Source organism: Lipingzhangella rawalii (genome assembly GCF_031628175.1).
Lineage (GTDB): Bacteria > Actinomycetota > Actinomycetes > Streptosporangiales > Streptosporangiaceae > Lipingzhangella_A > Lipingzhangella_A rawalii.
The window spans coordinates 410900-432389 of sequence record NZ_JAVLVT010000005.1 but is presented as its reverse complement, the minus strand read 5'-3'; the positions used below and the strand labels follow the sequence as shown (position 1 = coordinate 432389).

At 67.7% G+C, this 21490-nt stretch carries 22 protein-coding genes; 10 read left to right on the top strand and 12 right to left on the bottom strand.

All coding sequences use genetic code 11. The features are described 5' to 3' along the window. Positions 1 to 118: 118 nt before the first annotated feature. Positions 119 to 1048 carry a 2-hydroxy-3-oxopropionate reductase gene (locus RIF23_RS12910; RefSeq protein ID WP_310912947.1) on the bottom strand — a complete coding sequence of 310 codons (930 nt, stop codon included), beginning with the start codon at positions 1046 to 1048 and terminating at the stop codon, positions 119 to 121. Between the two features lie 60 nt (positions 1049 to 1108). After that, positions 1109 to 1909, bottom strand: coding sequence for a hydroxypyruvate isomerase family protein (locus RIF23_RS12905; RefSeq protein ID WP_310912738.1), 801 nt, complete (start codon positions 1907 to 1909; stop codon positions 1109 to 1111). A gap of 373 nt (positions 1910 to 2282) precedes the next feature. Between RIF23_RS12905 and uraD the strand changes: the two genes are divergently transcribed. The 6 genes from uraD to manA all read left to right on the top strand — a co-directional run bounded on the left by uraD (position 2283) and on the right by manA (position 8394). Next, complete coding sequence (gene uraD / locus RIF23_RS12900; protein ID WP_310912737.1) at positions 2283 to 2825, top strand: 2-oxo-4-hydroxy-4-carboxy-5-ureidoimidazoline decarboxylase; 543 nt, start codon at positions 2283 to 2285, stop codon at positions 2823 to 2825. Then, the gene (uraH, locus tag RIF23_RS12895; RefSeq protein WP_310912736.1) at positions 2826 to 3173 is read left to right on the top strand and encodes a hydroxyisourate hydrolase; all 348 of its coding nucleotides are present in this window, start codon (positions 2826 to 2828) and stop codon (positions 3171 to 3173) included. 106 nt (positions 3174 to 3279) lie between these two features. After that, the gene (gene pucL / locus RIF23_RS12890; protein ID WP_310912735.1) at positions 3280 to 4176 is read left to right on the top strand and encodes a factor-independent urate hydroxylase; all 897 of its coding nucleotides are present in this window, start codon (positions 3280 to 3282) and stop codon (positions 4174 to 4176) included. Between the two features lie 372 nt (positions 4177 to 4548). Further along, positions 4549 to 6087 (top strand): nucleobase:cation symporter-2 family protein, encoded by a 1539-nt coding sequence (locus RIF23_RS12885; protein WP_310912734.1) that lies wholly within the window; start codon positions 4549 to 4551, stop codon positions 6085 to 6087. Between the two features lie 64 nt (positions 6088 to 6151). Next, entirely contained in the window at positions 6152 to 6964 is an 813-nt protein-coding gene (locus tag RIF23_RS12880; RefSeq protein ID WP_310912733.1) for an oxygenase MpaB family protein, read from the top strand. 239 nt (positions 6965 to 7203) lie between these two features. Further along, positions 7204 to 8394 (top strand): mannose-6-phosphate isomerase, class I, encoded by a 1191-nt coding sequence (gene manA / locus RIF23_RS12875; protein WP_310912732.1) that lies wholly within the window; start codon positions 7204 to 7206, stop codon positions 8392 to 8394. 111 nt (positions 8395 to 8505) lie between these two features. Here the strand turns inward: manA and RIF23_RS12870 are convergent, their stop codons facing one another. Next, entirely contained in the window at positions 8506 to 8847 is a 342-nt protein-coding gene (locus tag RIF23_RS12870; RefSeq protein ID WP_310912731.1) for a hypothetical protein, read from the bottom strand. Between the two features lie 421 nt (positions 8848 to 9268). Here RIF23_RS12870 and RIF23_RS12865 point away from each other — a divergent pair, with 421 nt between their 5' ends. Further along, complete coding sequence (locus RIF23_RS12865) at positions 9269 to 9781, top strand: hypothetical protein (RefSeq protein ID WP_310912730.1); 513 nt, start codon at positions 9269 to 9271, stop codon at positions 9779 to 9781. A 261-nt stretch (positions 9782 to 10042) separates the two neighbouring features. Here RIF23_RS12865 and allB read toward each other — a convergent pair whose 3' ends face one another. Together allB and RIF23_RS12855 are read right to left on the bottom strand one after the other, a co-directional pair. Next, positions 10043 to 11419: an allantoinase AllB gene (gene allB / locus RIF23_RS12860; protein ID WP_310912729.1), complete on the bottom strand. Its 1377-nt coding sequence runs from the start codon at positions 11417 to 11419 to the stop codon at positions 10043 to 10045. A gap of 170 nt (positions 11420 to 11589) precedes the next feature. After that, positions 11590 to 12828 carry a DUF6986 family protein gene (locus RIF23_RS12855; protein ID WP_407659469.1) on the bottom strand — a complete coding sequence of 413 codons (1239 nt, stop codon included), beginning with the start codon at positions 12826 to 12828 and terminating at the stop codon, positions 11590 to 11592. Positions 12829 to 13162: 334 nt separating this feature from the next. Here RIF23_RS12855 and RIF23_RS12850 point away from each other — a divergent pair, with 334 nt between their 5' ends. After that, a complete protein-coding gene (locus RIF23_RS12850) occupies positions 13163 to 13906 on the top strand; it encodes an IclR family transcriptional regulator (protein WP_310912728.1) in 744 nt (247 codons plus the stop codon). A 161-nt stretch (positions 13907 to 14067) separates the two neighbouring features. Here RIF23_RS12850 and era read toward each other — a convergent pair whose 3' ends face one another. The 6 genes from era to RIF23_RS12820 form a co-directional block, all read right to left on the bottom strand. Next, on the bottom strand, positions 14068 to 15018 hold the full coding sequence (era, locus tag RIF23_RS12845) for a GTPase Era (protein WP_310912727.1): 951 nt from the start codon (positions 15016 to 15018) through the stop codon (positions 14068 to 14070). A 158-nt stretch (positions 15019 to 15176) separates the two neighbouring features. Further along, the gene (locus tag RIF23_RS12840) at positions 15177 to 15542 is read right to left on the bottom strand and encodes a cytidine deaminase (RefSeq protein WP_310912726.1); all 366 of its coding nucleotides are present in this window, start codon (positions 15540 to 15542) and stop codon (positions 15177 to 15179) included. Continuing rightward, a complete protein-coding gene (locus RIF23_RS12835; RefSeq protein ID WP_407659468.1) occupies positions 15535 to 16905 on the bottom strand; it encodes a hemolysin family protein in 1371 nt (456 codons plus the stop codon). The genes RIF23_RS12840 and RIF23_RS12835 overlap by 8 nt, the downstream gene beginning before the upstream one ends. 41 nt (positions 16906 to 16946) lie before the next feature. Further along, the gene (gene ybeY / locus RIF23_RS12830; protein WP_310912724.1) at positions 16947 to 17438 is read right to left on the bottom strand and encodes an rRNA maturation RNase YbeY; all 492 of its coding nucleotides are present in this window, start codon (positions 17436 to 17438) and stop codon (positions 16947 to 16949) included. Between the two features lie 19 nt (positions 17439 to 17457). Then, complete coding sequence (locus RIF23_RS12825; RefSeq protein WP_310912723.1) at positions 17458 to 18516, bottom strand: PhoH family protein; 1059 nt, start codon at positions 18514 to 18516, stop codon at positions 17458 to 17460. A gap of 126 nt (positions 18517 to 18642) precedes the next feature. Then, a complete protein-coding gene (locus tag RIF23_RS12820) occupies positions 18643 to 18996 on the bottom strand; it encodes an HIT domain-containing protein (protein ID WP_310912722.1) in 354 nt (117 codons plus the stop codon). A gap of 286 nt (positions 18997 to 19282) precedes the next feature. Between RIF23_RS12820 and RIF23_RS12815 the strand changes: the two genes are divergently transcribed. Both RIF23_RS12815 and RIF23_RS12810 read left to right on the top strand, forming a co-directional pair. Next, positions 19283 to 19843 carry a SigE family RNA polymerase sigma factor gene (locus RIF23_RS12815; RefSeq protein ID WP_310912945.1) on the top strand — a complete coding sequence of 187 codons (561 nt, stop codon included), beginning with the start codon at positions 19283 to 19285 and terminating at the stop codon, positions 19841 to 19843. Further along, positions 19840 to 20511: a hypothetical protein gene (locus RIF23_RS12810; protein WP_310912721.1), complete on the top strand. Its 672-nt coding sequence runs from the start codon at positions 19840 to 19842 to the stop codon at positions 20509 to 20511. Before RIF23_RS12815 ends, RIF23_RS12810 begins: the two co-directional genes overlap by 4 nt. Positions 20512 to 20663: 152 nt before the next feature. Here RIF23_RS12810 and RIF23_RS12805 read toward each other — a convergent pair whose 3' ends face one another. Then, a complete protein-coding gene (locus RIF23_RS12805) occupies positions 20664 to 21473 on the bottom strand; it encodes a 16S rRNA (uracil(1498)-N(3))-methyltransferase (RefSeq protein WP_310912720.1) in 810 nt (269 codons plus the stop codon). Between the last annotated feature and the right edge of the window lie 17 nt (positions 21474 to 21490).

Genomic DNA, 21490 nt, shown 5'->3' with positions numbered 1-21490 from the left:
TTGATTCACCGCCGACGGGACCCCCGGGGTGCGGCCAATCACCCCGGAAGCGTCCGGTCTCCGCGTGAAGCCAGACATGAGACGCGGCTCCGGGCGCGGGTCCCGTCGGCGATCCTGATCACTCGCTCTGGTTCGGACGAGTGGAGAGTTCCTCGACCAGCTTCAGCAGGGCCGAGTGGTCGAGCCCGCCGTCGCCGCGGGCCTTGAGCGCACCAACGAGCTGGGCGACCTGCGCCCCGAGGGGAATGGTGACTCCGGCTTCGCGGGCCGCCGCGGTGACAATCCCCAGGTCCTTGTCGTGGAGCTCGGCGCGGAACCCGGGCTGAAAACTGCGGTTGCGCATGCCTTCCCCCTTGCGCGCGAGCACAGTACTGCCGGCGAGCCCCCCGCCCAGCACCTCCAGGCCGGCCTGGGTGTCCACGCCGTGGGCCTCCAAGAAGACCAGTGCCTCGGCCAGCAGCTCGAGGTGTCCGGCCACGATGAGCTGGTTGGCGGCCTTGACCGTCTGCCCGGCACCGGCAGGTCCCACCAGTACGGGGGTGGTGCCCAGCACGTCGAAGACGGACCGTGCGGACTCGAAGTCCTCCGGGTGTCCGCCCACCATGATGGAGAGCTTGCCCTCGACGGCGCCGGCTTCGCCGCCGCTGACGGGAGCATCGAGGACGCGGAACCCTCGGTCGTGACCGTGGGTTGCCATGGTGCGAGCAACGTCGGGCCGGATGGTGCTCATGTCGATGACAAGGGCGCCGGGTTTGGCGTTGGCGAAGACGCCGTCCTCACCGAGCAGCACCGCCTCGACGTCGGGAGAGTCGGGAACCATCGTGATGACTGTGTCAGCGCCGCCCACGGCCTCGGCGACACTCGCGGCCGCGCTACCCCCGGCCTCGGCCAGCTGGGCGGACTTGTGCGGGCTACGGTTGTATCCGGTCACGGAGAACCCGGCGCTCACCAGGTTCTTGGCCATCGGTAGGCCCATGATGCCGAGTCCGATGAAGGCGACGTTGCGTCCGGTCTGGGACACGGTGTGCTCCTCGTGCTCCTCGTAGATGTCGGATGATTGCGATGCGGTGGCTGGTCGATCGTTCCTCGGGTCCGGATCCGGACCGGGTCAGGATGTGAGCCAGGCGAAGCTGTCCACAGTGGGGACGGTTGGCTTGTACTCGAGGCCAACCCAGCCCGAGTAGCCGCCTGCCTGGCTACGGGACAACAGGTCGTCCAGCGGCAGTTCGCCGGTTCCCGGTTCGCCGCGGCCTGGATGATCGGCAATCTGTACGTGGCCGAACTCCGCGGCGTGGTCGGCGATGACCGCGTCCAGGTCATCACCGTTCACCGCGAGGTGGAAGAAGTCGGCGAGGAGGGCCACGTTGTCCGCGCCGCGCTGCCCAGCGGCACGGACTACGGACAGCGCGTCCGCGGCGGTGTGCAGGGGGTACTCCGGTGACCCACTGACCGGCTCGATGAGCACGGTGCCATCGATAGCGGCCACGGCCTTGGCCGCGGTGACAATGCTCTCCAGGGCGATCTCATCCTGTTCGGCTGGATCTGTGCCGGGTTCCCGGTTGCCGTAGAGGGCGTTGAAGGCGGGAACGCCGAGGCGACGCCCGATGTCGACGACCACGTCAATGTTCTCCCGGAACTCGGCCGAGCGCTGCGGTGAGGACAGAACTCCCCGGTCACCGCCGGGCATATCCCCAGCGAAGAAGTTCAGGCCGGTCAGGTGTACGCCCGCGTTGTCGACGGCACGAACGAAGTCGTCGACCTCGGAGTCCGTGGGCACGGGCTCGGTGAAGGGCCACCAGAACTCCACCGCTGTGAATCCCGCCGAGCGCGCTGCTTCTGGGCGGACGTTGCGGGGCAGCTCGGTGAACAGCAGGGAGCAGTTCACCGTGTACGCCAGCGAGTGACTCATAACTCCGTCCATTTCGGATAGCGGAAAATAAATTCCATAAAAAGGAAACTAGTTTGAGTGTGCGCCGAGCGATCAGCCGTGTCAAGCCCCTCGCTCCGCACGCTCCGCGCCACCTCCATGCCTCGGCCACACATGCGGAAAACCCTCAATTTCAGAGGAAGATACAACTCAGCATCAGCAGAGTTGTATGAACATCCCAAGAAGCCAGGTGACGCAGGACACAGAACTGGGCGGTGTTGACAACACACGATCACCCGCGTTTAGAGTCCGTACTACAGAAATTGACTTCTGTAGTACGGAATAACAGCCACCGATCGGACGCCGATCCCCCAGCCACGGTCGGGATGTGGTCGTCTGGATCCCTGGAGAGAGCATGCCCGATCATCCACCCCCAACCAGCGGCACCGATGCTGGTCTGGCCTGGGTCAACGAATGTGCGCAGGCCGAGTTCCACTCGGAGTTCAGCGCATGTCTGGACATCGACCGCTGGGTGGCGGCACTGGAGGCAGAGCGGCCCTTCGCTGACCTCACCGGACTGCTCGCCGCGGCCGACCGGCACGCCCGCACCATCACCAGGGACGAGGTGTCCTCGGCCCTGGCGCGACACCCGCGGATTGGGGAACGAGCCACGGGCGCCAGCACCGAGGCCAGCTGGTCCCGCGGCGAACAGTCCGGCATGGCCACAGCGACGGAGGACACCCAAAAGGCGCTACGCGCGGGCCAGGAAGAGTACGAACGGCGCTTCGGGCACATCTACCTCGTCTGCGCCAGCGGCCGCTCCAGCGCGGACATGCTCGAGGACCTGCGGTCCCGGCTGGACAACGACGCCAGCACAGAGCTGGGTGTCGTCGCCGACGAGCTCCGCAAGATCGCGCTGCTGCGTATCGAGAAACTGATCAACGGGCGAGGGGCATAGATGAGCAACCGGAGTCACGTCACGACCCACGTACTGGACGCAGCGCTGGGCACACCCGCCTCGGGGGTTCCCGTTCACCTGGAACAGCGCGACGAGCCGGGTACCTGGCACAGTCTCGCCACCGGCACCACCAACGAGGACGGCCGCGTCAGCGACCTGGGCCCCGAGCAACTGCCGGCCGGCGTCTATCGCATCACCTTCGACACCTCCAGCTACTTCACGCGGACCGGTCAGCGCGGCTTCTACCCCGAGATCACGATCAGCTTCGAGTTGGCCGACGAGGCGGCGCACTACCACGTTCCCGTGCTGCTGAGCCCCTTCGCCTACTCGACCTACCGGGGCAGCTGACTCCCCAGCCACGCCCGATCCGCCGGTCAGGATTGATCCGACCCTGGCCACGCCGAACTACTCCAGCCACCCAGCCACCCGGCACACCACCCGAAGGGAGCCCACCGTGGGCATTCGACTTGGTGACAACCAGTACGGCAAGGCCGAGGTACGTCTGGTCCGTGTCACGAGGGACACCCCCGTACACGAGATCGAGGACGTGTGTGTGACCTCGCAGCTCCGTGGGGACATGGAATCCGTCCACACCGTGGGCGACAACAGCAACTGTCTGGCCACGGACACCCAGAAGAACACGGTCTACGCCAAGGCCAAGGAGAACGGCGGCATCGGCGCGATCGAGGATTTCGCGCTCCTGCTGGCTCAGCACTTTGTCAGTGAACACGACTACATCCACGGCGCCCGCCAGGAGATCCACTCCTATGGCTGGAACCGGATCGACACCGCGAACGGACCGCACGACCACTCCTTCGTCCGCGCCGGCTCGGAAACCCGCACCACGGTGGTGACCAAGGACGGCGACCAGGAATGGGTCGTCTCCGGCTTCGACGGGCTCACCGTTCTCAAGAGCACCGGCTCCGAGTTCCACGGATATCCCAAGACCCACTACACGACGCTTCCGGAGACGACGGACCGCATCCTGGCGACCGATATCACGGCCCGGTGGCGCTACATCGGCACTGGGCTCGACTGGGACAAGACCTACGCCTCGGTTCGCTCCCAACTACTGGAAGCCTTCGCCACCACCCACAGCCTGGCGCTGCAACAGACCCTCTACACCATGGGCCGTACCGTCCTGGAGAACCATCCCGAGATCGCCGAGATCAAGTTCTCCATGCCCAACAACCATCACTTCCTCGTGGATCTGTCCCCCTTCGGGCTGGACAACCCTAACGAGGTGTTCTTCGCGGCCGATCGCCCCTACGGCAAGATCGAAGCGACCGTGGAACGCGACGACGCCCCGGCCGCCGGACGGGCCTGGGAGTCCATCCCGGGCTTCGTGTAGTCCCGCCCGAACCGCGGCCAAGGCACCCGCCCAGGCGCTCAGCGGGGGAGTAACCCCAGCCCCGACAGGGCTACTCCCCCGTGGGCTCCCAACGCCGCCGGGTGCGACACGCCCAACCAGGCCCGGCCCCGCTCGGGGTGCAGCCACGGACACGACACGTCGACGGGGCCGTCACGACCCGGCCTGCGGGCCTCCAAAGCCGGGTCACCTCCGTCCCGTGCGGCCCACCGCCGCACGGGACGGGCCAGCAGCCACCAACCCGATTCACCACCCGAATCTCATCCCCACAAGTCACACCTCGGGCCGTCCTGATACGGCGACGCCTATCCCAGGACCGCACCGATCGAACGCGCGAAGGGCTGGACACTGGCCATGAGATTCCGTACGTCCGCCGGTAGCGACGACTCCGGAAATACAGCCACAACGAAAGCCAACGCGAGCGACTCCGGTGACGGAAACAGTTCCCGTCGTCCCGAAGACGAACGCCTCCCCCCACAACTACTGTTCACCTACGGACTTCAGCACATCCTCACCATGTACGCCGGAGCGGTCGCTCCAGCGCTCGTCATCGGCGGAGCCGCCGACGTCAGTGCAATCGAACAGGGCATCCTGATCAGCGGTGCGCTCCTGGTCGCTGGGATCGCGACCCTGTTGCAGAGCGTCGGGCACCGCAGCGTGGGGGCACAGCTGCCCATCGTGGTGGCCTGCTCCTTCGTTCCCGTCAGCGCGGCCGCCACCATTGCCGAGACGGACGGACTCCAGGCCGTATTCGGTGCCTCCCTGGCGGGAGGAATCTTCGCACTCCTCCTCACCCCGTTCTTCGGACAGTTAATCCGCTTCTTCCCACCCGTGGTCACCGGGACCATCATCACGGTCATCGGCCTGTCCCTGATGCCAGTGGCCGCCGGATGGATCATCGACACCGACGGTGCGGACAGCGCACCGCTGGGCAACATCGCACTCGCCGGTGTCACCCTCGCCCTCGTGCTGCTGTTCTCCCGGGTGCTTCCCGGTCTCCTGGGGCGGATCTCCATCCTGCTGGGCATCGTCGCCGGCACAGTGATCGCAATCCCCTTCGGCCACACGGACTTCTCCACGGTCGGGGACGGAGCCATCTTCTCCTTCGGTGAACCGTTCCACTTCGGCCCGCCCGAGTTCCAGGTCGGGGCCATCATCACCATGTGCATCATCATGCTCGTGGTCCTGACCGAGGGGGCCTCGCACATCATTGCGGTCGGCGAGATCACCGGTTCCAGGATCGACTCCAAGCGGATCTCGGCGGGGCTGCGGGCCGACGTCAGCCTGTCCATCATCGGCCCGATCTTCAACGCCACCCCGGGCAGTTCGTTCGCCCAGAACATCGGGCTGCTGGCGCTCACCAAGATCAAGAGCCGCTACGTGGTCGCCGTGGGGGGCCTCATCCTGATCACCCTGGGGCTCTTCCCGGTACTCGGCCGGGTCGTCAGTGAAATCCCGATGCCCGTGCTCGGCGGCGCCGGCCTGGTACTGTTCGGGACCGTGGCCGCCAGCGGCATCCGCACCCTGGGCAAGGTGGACTTCTCCGACAACCTCAATGTCATCCTCGTGGCCACCTCCTTCGGATTCGGACTGATACCGCTCGCCGTCCCGGACTTCTACGAACGTTTCCCCGAGGCGATCGCGCTGGTCCTGCACTCGGGCATCGTCGGCGCGGCGGTCGTCGCGATCGTCCTCAACATCTGCTTCAACATCATCGGCAAGGGAGAGTACGCGGAGTCCCCGTCCGTGTTCGCCTCCGCGCCCACCCTCGATCAGGAATACCCGCCGGAGGACGCCGACTCCTCGGACGGCACCGGGACGGAGCGGGAGCCGGCCAGCGACGACGCTGGTCGGACCGCAGAGCAGCGTTCCGGTGTATCCGGACGTGACTAGGTTTCCCTAGCATCCCCGCGCGGCTGGCCCGTCATCGACGGGCCAGCCGTTCTAGCATGGGTACGTGAGCGAGTGCGACGCCAGCGAGGGGCTGTTTCCCCCCGACTCCGTGATCCGCACCGTAACCGCGGACGGCGCCGCGGTACTGCTACCGGCGGGGCGGGCGATCCTGCTCCAGCTGGCCCATCCAGCCGTGGCACGCGGTGTCGCCGACCACAGCGATTTCAGCAGTCGTCCAGTGGAGCGGCTGCGGTCCAGCCTGGCCTACATCTACGGAACCGTCCTGGGGACCCGAAGCGAAGCCGAGCGGATCGGCCACGCCGTGCGGGGTATCCACCGACGGATCAACGGCCCCGGATACAACGCCCTCGACCCCGAGCTCCAAGTCTGGGTGGCTGCGACGATTCTGGACTCCCAGCTGGATGCCTATCAGCGCGTATGGGGACCGCTGTCGCCGCAGCAACTCGATGAGGCCCACCGCGACTACGCCGTGCTGGCCACGATGCTCGGGTGTCCCGAACACCGCTGGCCACAGACGCCCGCCGCCTTCCGGGAGTACTGGCGCCACATGATCGCGACGCTGACCGTCACCGAGGAAGCCCGCCAGTTGGCCACACAGGTACTGCACCCAGCGCAGATCTCCCTGCGCCCGGTCACTGCCGCGCAGCGCCTCCTGACCGCCGGCCTCCTGCCGCCCCGGATGCGTGAGCAATTCGGCCTCACCTGGACACCGCGACACGAACGAGCCTTCACCACGATCCTCGCCGGCCTCGCCCGGACCTATCCACACCTGGGCACACCGATCCGCCATCTGCCGTCACGGATCGTGCTGCGTACGATGCGTCAACGCATGCGGCCGGCGAGCGCCAGCCGCTGACTCCCCCGGGTACGCGGGGAGTCCAAAGCCGCTCTGACCGGCGCACGCGAGCCGCACGCACGACGGCAGAGCGACGGCCCGGCCGGATGCTACCCCGCGGTAATGTCTGTGCTGGCCATGTCGGAGACTGGTGCCCCACCGCCGTGTGGCGGCGCCACCACGCCGGCCATGGCGGCCAGGTACGGGCGAACATGCGGCCGGATCACATTCTGACCATCGCAGTGGCTCCGAGGAGTTCGATGCACCGGATGACCAACCAGGTGCGCCCCTACGCCTGGGGATCCCGCACCGAGATCCCCAGGCTGCTGGGCGTGAGCCCCACCGGCGAGCCCCAGGCGGAACTCTGGCTCGGTGCCCACCCGGCCGCGCCGAGCATGCTGCATCATCCGCACGGGACCACCCCCCTGGACTCCGCGATCAGCGCTGACCCCACCGGGCTCCTCGGTTCCCGCACCACCCACCGCTTCGGTCCCCGCCTTCCCTACCTTCTCAAAATGCTCGCGGCAGCCTCGCCCCTGTCCCTCCAGGCCCACCCGGACGCCGACCAGGCCCGCGCCGGATACGCACACGAGGAGTCGGCGGGAATCCCACTGGACGCTCCCGAACGCAACTACCCCGACCCGTTCTCCAAACCCGAACTCCTGGTGGCTCTCGAGCCGTTCGTGGCGCTGTGTGGCTTCCGCCAGCCGCAGAGCATCAGCCAGGAGCTGGGCCAGATCGACGACCCGGTGATCCGGCGCCTGCGCGTGGACCTCACCGCCCCCGAACCCGCCGCCGCCCTGCGGGCTGCGTTCACCCGGCTCCTCCGGCTCGGGCCCTCGGAACGCGACCAGCTCCTCACGGCCCTGCTGCACCACCGACACGGCGGCCAACGGGACACCCCGGGCGTACTCGGGCACGGGGACACCGTTCTGGAACTCGCCAAGCACCATCCCGACGACCCGGGTGTGGCGGCCTCGATTCTCCTCAACCGCATCGAACTTCAACCCGGCGAAGCCCTGTTCCTTCCCCCGGGAAACGTTCACGCTTACCTACGTGGCACCGCCATCGAAGTCATGGGCAGCTCGGACAACGTCCTTCGCGCGGGGCTGACCAGCAAGCACGTGAACGTGAACGAACTACTGCGCACGGTACGGTTCACCCCCCTGCCGGTGCCCTATGTCCGTCCCGAACGCTCCGGGCGCGTGATGCGCTACGTGGCACCCACCCAGGAGTTCGTCCTCTCCATGATCGAACCAGGTGCGGACCCGGTCACCGTTCCCGGGGGTCTCCCCCGGGTCTTGCTCTGCCTCACCGATCAGGCACACCTGCACACCCGCGAGCAGTATTTGGCGCTGAGCCGAGGCGAATCGGCGTTCCTCCCCGCAGCGGACGAGACCGCCACGATCACGGGAGCGGGGCGATTGGTACTGGTGGCCCCGGGAACCTGAGTCGCTGTGGCGTCGCCGTTGGCCAATGGTTACCCCACCTGCTCCTGCTCCTGGGCACCTTCGCAGGTGGTACCCACTCTCCGTCCAGCATCGCCCAGCTGTGGGATGTCGTCATTTCGTGGCGACCCGAATGTGGTTCGCGTCGTCGGCGATCAGGGTGATGTCGGCTCGCTCGGGCACGTTGCCGCCGCGGAGGGCGGCACGGGCGTCGTCGACGAGCTGCTGGCCATGATCCTCCGCGCCTCCGCTGGCGTCATCGGGCTCCTGGTGCTGCTCGGACGTCTCTGCCTCTTTCGGATCATCTCCGCCAAGGCTGAACAGTGCACCGATCAGGACGAATGCGAGGTATCCGAACACGATGAGTCCGCAGCAGGCACCGAGGCTGACCCCGAGTTTCGCGCCGGGAGACAGGGGAGGGTCCTCCGGTGGCGTGCGGGACGGCGGGAACGACATGGTGGCTCCTTTCACCGAGCCAACGTTGTTGGGCGCGGTATGCGGGTGGCCACGGCGGTAGCTGCCCAGCCGTAGCACCGCCGCTTGTGCGCAGTCTCCCGCGTTAGTCTCCCGCGTTGACCGCGAGCGAGGGGAGCCCCCATCCACCATTACTTCCCCCGACGAACGGCTCGGCCACACCAGCGGCGCCGCCGGTGGCAACCGGCCCCGGCAAGGCCCGCCCCAGTACCACTGGATGCGGTGGTGCCGATCGATCCGCCCGTTCACCACCGTCCAGGCCACGTCCGGTAGGAACCACGCCCGCGGTGCGGCCCATCGTGGCCACACCATGACCCATCGGCCAGACCCGCCCGGCGAACCGAGGACCCAGCGGTCGGCACCCACGGGCCGCTTCCGCACCGTACTGGGATACGGTGCGGACATGTCCACGTCCCGCCCCGCACCGGCGGTCCCACGCAATGCCCGCCCCCGGTCGATCACCGCGGCAGTGTGGCTAATGGTCCTCGGCGCCACGATCAGCCTGACCGGATCGGTCCTATCTCTGCTCCGGGTTGCCGAGACCACAGCCGAGCTGGAACAGGACGCCGGCTTCGGTCCAGGCCCGGGCGAAGAGGTGGGCGCGACGACCGGCCTCAGTGTCGCCGTTGGCCTCACCCTCACGGCGCTGCTGGTGGGGACGTGGCTGCTGATGGCTCTGTTGAACGCGCGCGGGTACGCCTGGGCCCGGGGCGTGGCGACGGTCCTGTTCTGCGGCTACGCCCTGCTCTACGTCATCGGATTGGGCCAGGCTGCCACCGCCCTGAGCCTGGTCCTGGACACGGGGCAACTCTTGGTTGGCCTGGCTGTCGTCGTGTTGCTGTGGCGTGGGGAGTCCACCCTGTTCTACGACACCCAAGCCGACCTACGACGTCGACACTCCCGACAGAACGGTTAGGTCCTGTTTCTGAACCATGTCGGGCTCGCGTCTGCGCCCCTACTGGGGCGGCTTCGCCAGGATGCCGTTCGCACCTCGGCTTGCGCGACCTCGCCCCGGAAAGCCGCTCCCTGACCCGAAAGCGTTCAAGAAACACTCCCGGTTCCCGAGGCCGTGCGGGCTCGCCACGCCGATCCGCTCCCACGGCCATACCGCTGGCGAATCGGCGTGGGTGACCGCCACCCCCAGGGCCGCTCCTGCCGGTACCTGACGTCGGGAGTCTCAGGTCCTGCTCAACATCACCCCGACCGGGGTTGAGTCCCCCGTCACCTCGTGACCGCGCAGCCAGGTACGGCGTACGACCCCGTGCAGGACGGCCCCGTCGTAGGCGCTCACAGGGTTACGGTGCTGGAGCGCGGTGGCGGATACATTCCAGGTCTCCTCAGGCGCGAGCACCGCGAAATCGGCGTCGGCACCGACGGCAATACGTCCCTTGTCAGAGATTCCGGCAACGCGAGCCGGCCCTTCGGCCATCCACCGAACCACGTCGGCCAGGGTGTATCCGCGCTGCCGAGCCTCGGTCCATACTGCCGACAACCCCACCTGGAGTGAGGAGACCCCGCCCCAGGCGGTTCCGAAGTCGCCGGTGTCCAGGTGTTTAAGCTCCGGCGTGCTGGGCGAGTGGTCGGAGACCACACAGTCGATCAGGCCGCTGCGCAGCGCCGACCACAGCCGGTCGCGGTTGACACTGTCCCGGATCGGTGGACAGCACTTGTAGGAGGTGCCTCCGTCCGGAACCCGCTCGGCGGTGAGCGTGAGATAGTGCGGACAGGTTTCGACCGTCACGGGGAGGCCCTCGGCCCGCGCGTCGGCGATCAGTGGCACTGCGCTTGCGCTGGACAGGTGCAGCACGTGGGAACGCACCCCCGTGCGACGGGCCAGGTCTATGACCAGTTGGATGGCGGAGTGCTCGGCGGTGTCCGGACGCGATGCCAGGAAGTTCGCGTACTCGGTGCCGTGCGCCGGCGGGGCCTCCGACAGCACGTTCGGATCCTCGGCGTGCACGATGATCTGACCGCCGAGTTCGGCGATGGTCTCGGCCGCCTGGCGATACTGCGTGGCCGAGAGATGCCCGAACTCCTCCACCCCGGACGGGGAGAGGAAGGCCTTGAACCCGTACACCCCGTGTGCGTAGAGATCGGGGAGAGCGGTGAGGTTCTCGGGGACCGCACCCCCCCAGAACCCGACGTCCACCGCCAGTTTCCCCCGGGCCGCGTCCTGCTTGGTGTGCAAGGCCTCCACCGTGGTGGTTGGGGGAATGCTGTTCAGCGGCATGTCCACGATGGTGGTGATTCCCCCGGCCGCAGCCGCTCGGGTCGCCGTCGCGAAGCCCTCCCACTCGGTGCGTCCGGGTTCGTTGACATGTACGTGGCTGTCCACCAGCCCGGGCAGGAGGACTTCGTCCTCTCCCAGGTCAACGCTGGGAACATCCGGGGATTCGGAACTCTGATGCCCGGTGCGCTCGACAGGGGGGCGGTACTCCGCGAGCTCGGCGATCCGTCCGTGGCGTACCCGGATGGAGATGGATCGCTCCCCCTGTGGTGTGATCGCGCGGCGCGCGTGAATATCGAGGTCAGCACCGTGCTCGCGCTGCGTCATAGCTGTTGTCTCCTTTGCCGTACCGGCCCTCGGGCCGGTGCTACACATCCCGACACATATCCCCGCGGCCCCAGTGCCCGCGGGCCATGGCCTCGGGCAGTGTCCCCGTCCCCGTCCCCATCCCACGCTGTGGCTGCCGATGACAGTGGTGGTCAGACGGGCGTTCGCACCTATCCCACCCGGCGGCTCGCGAGCTCCCGTAGCTCAGGTACGGGAGCTCCCACCGCATCCGCAACCTCGGTGGCATCCAGCGCGCCGCAGTCCATTCCGCGCACCAGGGCCACAGCCAGGGCCTGAGCCGTGGCCGGCTCGTCCAGAACCGATCCTCCGGAGTCCGTGACGTAGGCGCGCAACCGCTCGGCCGCGGGACCGAAGGCCTCGCGGTAGAAGACGTAGGTGGCCAGGTACCGGGTGGGCAACTGGGCGGGGTGGAGGTCCCAGCCCTGGTAGTAGGCCCGCTCCAGCGAGCGGCGCACCAGCTGGGCATGCAGACGCCACCCCTCATGCACCTGGGCTGGCGTCCCCACGGGAAGGACGTTCGTGGACCCGTCGGACAGCCATACCCCCGTCCCCGCAGCGGCCAGTTGCATGACCGCTTTGGCGTGATCGGCGACAGGGTGTGCCATGCTCTGGAAGGCAGCGGTCACCCCGCAGGCGGCGCTGTAGTCGTAGGTTCCGTAGTGGAGCGCACTCACCCGCCCCGCTCCGGCCTGCACCATGCGGGACACCGTCGCGGTACCGTCTGGTCCCAGCACCGACTGTGGCGTCTCGATCTGAAGCTCGAAGGTCAGTCGCCCCGCGGGCAGGTCCAGCTGGGCTTCCAACTGCTCGGTGGTCCACACCATCGCCTCCACCTGCTCGAGGGAGGTGATCTTGGGCAAGGTGAGCACCAGCCCCTCCGGGAGGCCTGCGTGCTCGGACAGCAGGGTCTCCAGGAACAGGGCGAGACTGCGCACTCCACGGGCCCGCCCGCCCGCCTCCATGCCCTTCATGCGCAGCCCCACGTAGGGTGGGCAGGTTCCCGCCGCGAGGCTGGCCGCCACCGCACGGGCAGCCCCACACGCATCAGCGTCTTCGGTGGCCTCGTCCCGGTTCCCGTACCCGTCCTCGAGGTCCACCCGCAGATCCTCGATGGGTTCGGCGCGGAGTTTGGACAGCACCCGGGGATAGCTCGCCCGCACTGCGTCGAGGTCAATCCCCGTCGCCTGCGCGAGCTGCTCCGCGTCCGGCGCGTGCTCGGTCAGGGCCGTCAGGGCGCGGGTTCCCCAGTCAGTACTCAGTTCCCGCGTGACCTGGTCGGCCGGAACATACACCGTGTGGACTGGCTGGCGTCCACCGCGTTGGCCCGGATACTGGGTGAGCAGACGGCGATCCGCGGCACTGAGCCGCTCGGTCAGCCCCGAAACGATTCCGGTCACATCCACCCGCTCGGTACCACGGTGCGCGGATGTGCGCCCGGACGCATTTTCGGTGGCGCTGTCCGTTGCGCTGCCGTTGGCCACTACGCACTCCTCGAAATCAACGACACATCCCTCATACTTTTATATAGTGGACAATAACTTCTACAATTCGGAACGACAACCAGTGCGATAGTTGACGACAGCGCAGCGGCGCCGTATAGGTGACCATGGACTGCACAGCACCGACCGCAGGGCCCGCCACACCCGGGCAATCGCAGGGATGGAGAACCAGACAGTGCCCAGCTCACCAACCTCATCCGAAACGCGGGAGCGTCCAGGAGGCGTGCAGTCCCTCGACCGGGCCTTCGCCCTGCTGGAGATCATGGCAGCGGCCGGCGGCGAACTGTCGCTGAGCCAACTCGCGGACTCCTCCGGCCTCCCCCTACCCACCATTCACCGCATCATCCGAACCCTGGTGAGCAACGGGTACGTGCGACAGTTGCCCTCCCGGCGGTACGCCCTGGGCCCGCGTCTGATCGGACTCGGCGAGAGCGCTTCGCGCATGTTGGGCACGTGGGCCCAGCCCCATCTTGCGCAGCTGGTCCAACAGCTGGGCGAAACCGCGAACCTGGCGATGCTGGACGGGGATAACGTCGTGTATGTCGCCCAGGTTCCCTCCCCGCACGCTATGCGCATGTTCACGGAGGTGGGACGCCGGGTGCTGCCGCACTCCACCGGTGTGGGCAAGGCCCTGCTCGCCCAACTGCCCGAAGACAAGGCCCTGGCCATCGTGCGCCGCACCGGCATGCCGGCCGCCACCGAACGCACCATCACCGAACCGGACACGTTCGCCGCCGAGCTGTCCACCATCCGCCAACGTGGCTACGCCGTCGACGACGGAGAGCAGGAGATCGGGGTGCGGTGTGTCGCACTGCCCGTGCAGGGCGGACCCTCCATGATCGCACTGTCCATCTCCGGCCCCGAGGCACGGGTGACCTGGGATCTGGTGCAGCGCTCCGCGCCGCTCCTGCAACAGACGGCTGCGCAGCTCGCGAGCGAGCTGCGCAGCTCCACCTCGGCGGACTGAGGCACGGCACAGCCCCGGCTCCGGCCGGCTGCGCCAACCGGTGGCCCCCACGCGGGACGGGCCGGGTTCAGCGGTCGCCTCTCGCGGAGCCGTGCCGTGTCCCCAGCCGGGCGCGGCACGGCTGCGGCCGGTGTCCACCTCCCGAAGGCCGGAGCACGCGGTCAGGTCTGCTGATCAAAGCCGAGACGACGCAGCTTGCGGGGATCGCGCTGCCAGTCCTTGGCCAGGCGTACCCGAAGATCCAGATACACCCGTTGACCCAGCAGCCCTTCGATCTGCCGTCGTGCCTGGGCCCCAACCTCCCGGAGTCGACTGCCGCGGTGACCGATCACGATCGCCTTCTGACTGGTGCGCTCCACATAGACCGAGGCATAGATGTCCATGAATCCGTCCCGGTCGACCCGGGGGGACATCTCCTCCACCACGACCGCGATCGAATGGGGAAGTTCGTCGCGCACCCCCTCCAGTGCGGCCTCCCGCACCAGTTCCGCGACCAACACCTCCTCCGGCTCGTCGGTGAGCTCGCCGTCGGGATACAGGGGCGGCCCCTCCGGAAGATGCCCCAACAGCACGTCCCTGAGGGTGTCGGTCTGGAAGTTGTCCGTCGCCGAGACCGGGACAACATCCGTCCAGTCCCCCAGCTGGTCGACCGCCACCAGCTGCTGCACCAGCTGCTCACGGTCGACGAGATCGGCCTTGGTGACGATGGCCACCACAGGGGTCTGCTGCTGGGCCAGCTCTTCGGCAATATAGGTGTCGCCCCGGCCGATCGGTTCGTTCGCGGGAATACACAAGCCCACGACGTCCACCTCGACCAGGGTTGATCGCACCAGACTGTCCAGCCGCTCCCCCAGCAGGGTCCGGGGCTTGTGCAGACCCGGAGTGTCCACAACGATGAGCTGTGCATCGTCACGGTGCACGATCCCCCGGATGACACGCCGCGTCGTCTGTGGCCGGGTACTCGTGATCGCCACCTTCTGCCCGACCAAGGCGTTCATCAGCGTCGACTTCCCCACGTTGGGTCTGCCGACGAAACAGGCGAATCCACTGCGAAAACCGTCCGGGTAGGACGGAAGGGGCATGCGCAGCCGCTCCAGGTCCGAGTCGTCCATACTTCCAGTGTCCCCCGTCCCGCACGCACAACGAACCGCCCCACGGCACCGGATCCCCGCCACGGCATCCGCACCCCATCACCACCGTGGTCCGGATCCGGCGACGACCAACCACACACCCCGCGGACGCGCACCACGGGGCCCGACCTGGCCGAGGACTACCTCTCGAGGCGGACCGTACCGTGGACACTCCCGTCCGGGGCGGCCATCAGGAGCCGGTCCGCGCGTAGATCCCCGACCGCCGCGACATCCGCGGCCGCTGCCTGGTCCTCGTCACCGACGACAACGGCGGCTTCCAGCGCCTCGGCCCCACCGGACACGGCCATCGCAACCGCGGCCTGGACGGCGGACAGTTCCAACGACGGAAGCTGTACCGTCGTGGCGGCGTAGGTGCGGCCGGTCTCGTCCCGCACCGCCGCCCCCGCAACGGCCTGGTTCCGGGCGCGGGCCGACCGCGCCAACACCACCAGTTTCTCGTCCTCCGGATCCAACGGGCCGCCCCCCGACTGTGACGCGTCACTCATTACTGTCCGACTTTCCGTCCTGCGACTCACTTGGTATGGGCACACGACGCACCAGCACCGTGTCCGTACGCTCCCGGTCCCCCGAGAGGTGCTCCGCCTCCAGTTCCAACGAACCGTAGACGGCCCGGGACCCGGTGACCGGAACCTCGCCCAGTACGTAGGCCAGGAGACCACCAACCGTGGCCACGTCCCCCACATCCTCGGTGTCGATGCTGACCCCGAACAGCTCCCCCAGTTCCCCCAAGGGAAGCCGAGCCACCACACGCGCGGTGTCCGGACCGATCCAGGCCACCGGTGGGGTCTCGTCGTCGTACTCGTCGGTGATCTCCCCGACGATCTCTTCCACGATGTCCTCGATAGTGACGAGCCCGGCAGTGCCACCGTACTCGTCGATGACCACGGCGACATGCGTGCGGTCCTGCTGCATCTCCCGCAGCAAGCCGTCGATCGGCTTGGAGTCGGGCACATAGGTCGCCGCACGCATGACGTCGCCCACCCTGAGCTGCACCGAACCCTGCCCCTGGACCGCGGCCTGGGCCATGTCCTTCACGTAGACGATCCCCACCAGGTCATCGAGGTTCTCCCCTGCCACCGGAATCCGGGAATACCCACTGTCCAAAGCCGCGGAAAGCCCGTCCAACACCGGAAGCCGCGACTCCAGAAAGACGATGTCGGTGCGTGGAACCATCACCTCGCGTACGCGGGTGTCGTCCAGCTTGAACACCGAGTGGATCATCTCGCGTTCCTCGGCATCGATAACGTGGCCTTCCTCGGCAAGATCCACCAGCTGTCGCAGCTCGTCCTCACTGGTGAACGGGCGTTCCCGATCGCCACGTCCGGGAGGGGTCAATGCTCGCCCCAGCATCACCAGAGCCTGCGCGAGCGGCCCCAGGACCAAGGTCGTCGGATACAGGAACACGGCGCCGGAGCGGGCCACCGGCTCGGGAAACTGCCGGCCCAGAATCCGTGGCGTAACCCCAATGAGGACATAGTTGGCCACGATCATGATCAGCGCTGCCAGGACGACGGTGTGCCACACCAACCCCAACAGCGCGACCAGGGCCACCATCAACAGCAGGGCGGCCAGGACCTCACAGCTCACCCGCACCAGCAGCAGCACGTTGACGTAGCGGGTGGTGTCCGCGGCGATGGCACGCAACCAGCGAGTGCCGATCCCCCCGTCGGGTTCCGCCGTCGCCACGGTCCGCACGACCCGGGTCAGCGCCACCTCCACGCTGACCATCGCGGCAGCGAACCCGGACAACAGCACCGCTGCCACCAGCACCGTGGCCGACCAGGAACCAGCTGAGCCCAGGACTCCGGCCCGGGGAACGGGCAGGGCGGCGATGGAACCGAAGGGCATGCTCACCGCCACCTGGACGGCAGCACCAGGGCCGTCGGGGCTCATCGCTGGTGGCCATCCTCCACGGCACTCGGGGTGTCGGTGGTGCCCTCCCGAAAACTGGCCAGGAGCTCGGCCTGGAGGCCGAACATCTCCTTGTGTTCCTCCGGCTCTGCGTGGTCGTAGCCCAACAGGTGCAAGATACCGTGCGTGCACAGCATGTCGACCTCGTCCTGCATGCTGTGCCCGGCCTGTTGGGCCTGCCGCTGTGCCACCTGGGGGCAGATGATCACATCGCCGAGCATCCCCGGTTCCGTGGCACGACGGGTACCACCCGGCCGCAACTCGTCCATGGGAAAGGAGAGCACGTCCGTCGGTCCGGGCTCGTCCATCCAGCGCACGTGAAGCTCGGTCATCGGCTCCTCGTCCACCAACACAATCGACAGCTCGGCGAGGGGATGCACGCGCAGGGCGTCCAACACGTGGCGAGCCAACTGGGACAGCCGGCCTTCCGCCACCTCAGTGCCGGACTCGTTGGCGACCTCGATACTCATCGGATGTTGTTCCGCTCCTCTAGCGCTGCCTGTCGCGTCCGGAACGGCGCTGCCTGCCCGACCTCGCCCCGTCCGAGGAGTTTCGGGACCGCTCGTCATGCCGTCCGTAGGCGTCCACGATGGCGCTGACCAGCTTGTGTCGGACGACATCCGTGGACTCCAGCCGACGGAACGCGATGTCGTCGATTCCCCCCAGGATGTTCTCGATAGTCCCAAGACCACTCGTCTGCCCGGCTGGCAGGTCGATCTGGGTGACATCACCGGTCACTACGATCTTCGATCCGAAACCCAACCGGGTCAGGAACATCTTCATCTGCTCGGCCGACGTGTTCTGTGCCTCGTCGAGGATGATGAAGGAGTCGTTCAGGGTGCGTCCCCGCATATACGCCAGTGGGGCGACCTCGATGGTTCCCGATGACATCAGCTTGGGGATGGACTCCGGGTCCAGCATGTCGTGCAGTGCATCGTACAGGGGGCGCAGGTACGGGTCGATTTTCTCGTACAGACTGCCGGGCAGATACCCCAGTCGCTCTCCCGCCTCGACCGCGGGACGGGTCAGGATGATCCGGTTGACCTCCTTGGCCTGAAGGGCCTTCACCGCCTTGGCCATGGCCAGGTAGGTCTTTCCCGTCCCGGCCGGACCGATCCCGAAAACCACCGTGTGTGCGTCGATCGCGTCAACGTAGTGCTTCTGGTTGAGCGTCTTCGGCCGGATGGTGCGGCCCCGCGCCGAGAGGATATTCATCGTCAGCACGTCCGCAGGCCGAACCTCGGCCTGCGGCGGCTCCTCGGCCCCGACCGGCCGCAGCATCCCGATAGTGCGCTCGATGTCCTCGGGAGTAAGGGGGGTCCCGTTCTTGACCAGCTGCAATAGCTCTTCGAACACCCGTTTCACCAGCGCGGTCTCCGTCGAGGTCCCGGTGATGGTGATCTCGGTTCCCCGAACGTGGATGTCGCTGGCAAAGGAGTCTTCGACTGTGCGCAGCAGTTCGTCCCGCGATCCCAGCAGTGCAACCATCGTGTGTTCTTCCGGAACAACGATCCGCACTTGGGTGCTCGCCTGTGTTGACTCGACCATGGTGTGGCCTTGCGGCCGCCTCGCCCTGCCTCTCGTGATCACGGGCGCCCACCAGAGCGCACTATCGACTCTCCTGCCCCGATAGTAGCAATCCTGTGCCCGATTCCCGGTGCACGCGCAGCCCCCTCATCCGGGTGGCCACTCCATTCCACGTCCCCCCAGTACATGTCCGTGTAGGTGGAAAACGGTCTGTCCGCCGCGCAGCCCGGTGTTCAGTACCAGCCGGTAGCCGTCGGACACACCCTCGGCCTTGGCCACCTCGTGCGCCTCGGATACCAGCTCGTCGAGAATGCCGGTTCCGGCGGCAGCTGCGGATGCGGCATCCGGGAAGTGGCTCCGGGACAGAACGAGGACATGGGTGGGCGCCTGCGGATTGATGTCGCGCACCGCGATCGTCTGCGGCCCCTCCCGTAGCACCTCCCCCGGAATCTCACCTGCCACGATTCCACAGAACGGGCATTCGGGATCACGTTCGGCCACAAGGGCCTCCTCATCGTCCGTGCGGATACTGCTCGATTCCACCTGGCCATGATGCCGTCGACACCGTCCCCACGCGTACCCGGCACGCTGCTGCGGCACCGGCCCAACGGGGCCAGGAGATCCTGGATCGTGGGCGTGCGCGCTATTGTGGAACCCTGCGCCGTCTGCTTGCCGCAGGAGGCGAGCGCACCCGGACTGTCCGGCGCGAGCAGTGAACGAGAAGAGCCGAATGCCCTTTCGTAAACCCAGCGACAAGGGCGCGCGTCCCCCCAGTGTGACCGAAGCAATGGCGGTGAGCACGCCTACGTCCCCGGCCCCCGCGGAAGCCGCGGACCGGGCGGATACGACAGTGTGGGATGCCGATCAGGCCGTGACCCAGTTGTACACCACAAACTACCGACCACTGGTCCGGCTGGCGGTTCTCCTGGTCCGGGACGTAGCCACGGCTGAGGAAGTGGTCCAGGACGCTTTCGTCGCCATGCACGGTGCGTGGCGACGCCTGCGGGATCCGAACAAGGCACTGTCCTATCTCCGCCAGTCGGTGGTCAACCGTGCGCGGTCGGTACTCCGGCACCGCGCCGTTGTGGAGAAGTACGCCCCCAAAGGCCTTCCGGACGCTCCGAGTGCCGAGTACGGCGCCATGGGCGAGCTGGAACGCAGCGCGGTGATCGAGGCGCTTCGCACTTTGCCCACGCGGCAGCGTGAAGCGATCGTCCTGCGATATTACGGAGACTTCTCCGAGGCGCAGATCGCCGACGCGATGGGCATCAGCCGCGGTGCAGTCAAGAGTCACACCGCTCGGGGTGTTGCCGCGCTCCGTTCGGTCCTGGAGCAGGACAAACAATGACTGAACCCCTGGACGAGAACAGCGAGGAGCGCCTGCGCGCGATCCTGCGCTCCGAGGTCGACGGCGTACGCACAAGTGGCGATGCCCTGGACCGCATCCGGGCACGCACCAGTACCCACCGCCTCGCCTGGCTGGACAACCTGCTAGGGATGTGGCTGCGTCCCGCGGTTGCCGTGGCCGTCACTGTGCTGCTCGCGACGTCGGTCATGCTCAGCATGCCGCAACTCCGCGGCGGCCTGCTGACCGCGGGTGATCAGGAACCCAGCCCGCGCAGCACCCCCGAGGCCACCCAAGAGACCGCCGCTGGTGAGGTCACTCCCCCGGAACCCCCCACGGAGGAGCCGGAACGCACACCGCAGGACGACACCGCCTCACCCACCGCCCCCGTCCCCCAGGGCAACGATCTCCCCGAGGAGCAGCTCAGGGCTGCGGCCGAGGCGTGTTCGGTCGAGCCCAGTGAGCTGCTGGCCGCAAGCGAGGGTGCCGAGGTCGCCGAACTGACCGCGGACGAGGCCGAGGAGTGCCTCAACGAGTCCGAGACCCCCGCGCCCGGGGAGGACGACAGCTCCCCCACCAGCCCGCCGCCGGACGCCCCCAGCCCCACCGAGAGCCCCGCGGACGAGGAGCCGGACCCGGAACCGAGTCCGGACCCGAATGACGCGGAGTAGAGCGGGGAGGGCAGAGCTCGCCTGCCCGCAGTCCCGGGGCCTCCGTTCCTGTCGCCGGCTGGTCGAATGGCGGTGACACGCGCCCCGGCCCTGTGTCCCGGCAGGAGTGGGGCACAGCTCCGGGCGATGCGCACCGGTTGCGGGAATCCGACTCAGCGCCACCGGCCAGTACGGGCCTGGAGGACTGTCAGCGCTGCGAAACCAGCGGTCGCAGAGCGGAGCACGGTCGGCCCCAACCGGACCCGCTGCGCGCCGGCCTCGGCGAAGGCCCGGTACTCGGGAGGGCTGAACCCGCCCTCCGGGCCAACCACGATCACGATCTCCCCGTAGGAGGGAACATCGGTGTCGACGATGGGCGCCGTGGGAGCATCACCAGCGCCATCCGGGGAGCTTGCGGGGCTACTCCCGGGATCCCCCGCACTGTCGTCCTCACTATCGAGCAGTAGCCCCAGGCCAGCTCCGGAGAGCCGCTCGGCCGCGTCCGGTCCACGCACCGGATCGCTCACCTCCGGGATTCGGGCGCGCCGGCACTGCTTGGCCGATTCCCGGGCTGTCGCACGCCACTTGCGTAGTGCCTTGTCCCGTCGACCACCCTCGACGCGCCAACGGGCCACACAGCGCTCTGCTTCCCAGGGCACGATCCGATCCGCACCGGCCTCGGTCAACAACTCGACGGCGAGCTCTCCGTGTTCACCTTTGGGAATGGCCTGGACGACGGTCAACCAGGGCTGGGGAACGGGTTCGGTGGTGTACGTCTGGGCGACGAAGGAGACGCTACTGCGGTCGGCAGCGACATCCTGGACGGTACACCGGGCCCGGCGGCCCGCACCGTCGGCGAGGTCGACCACCTCACCGGCACGCAGCCGCCGGACCGCGGCCGCGTGCCGGCCCTCTGCCCCCGCCAGTACGATCCGATCCCCGTCGAGCTCCTCCGGGGTGATCAGAAACAGCGGGGGAGTCACCGGTGCCCCGCGCGGCG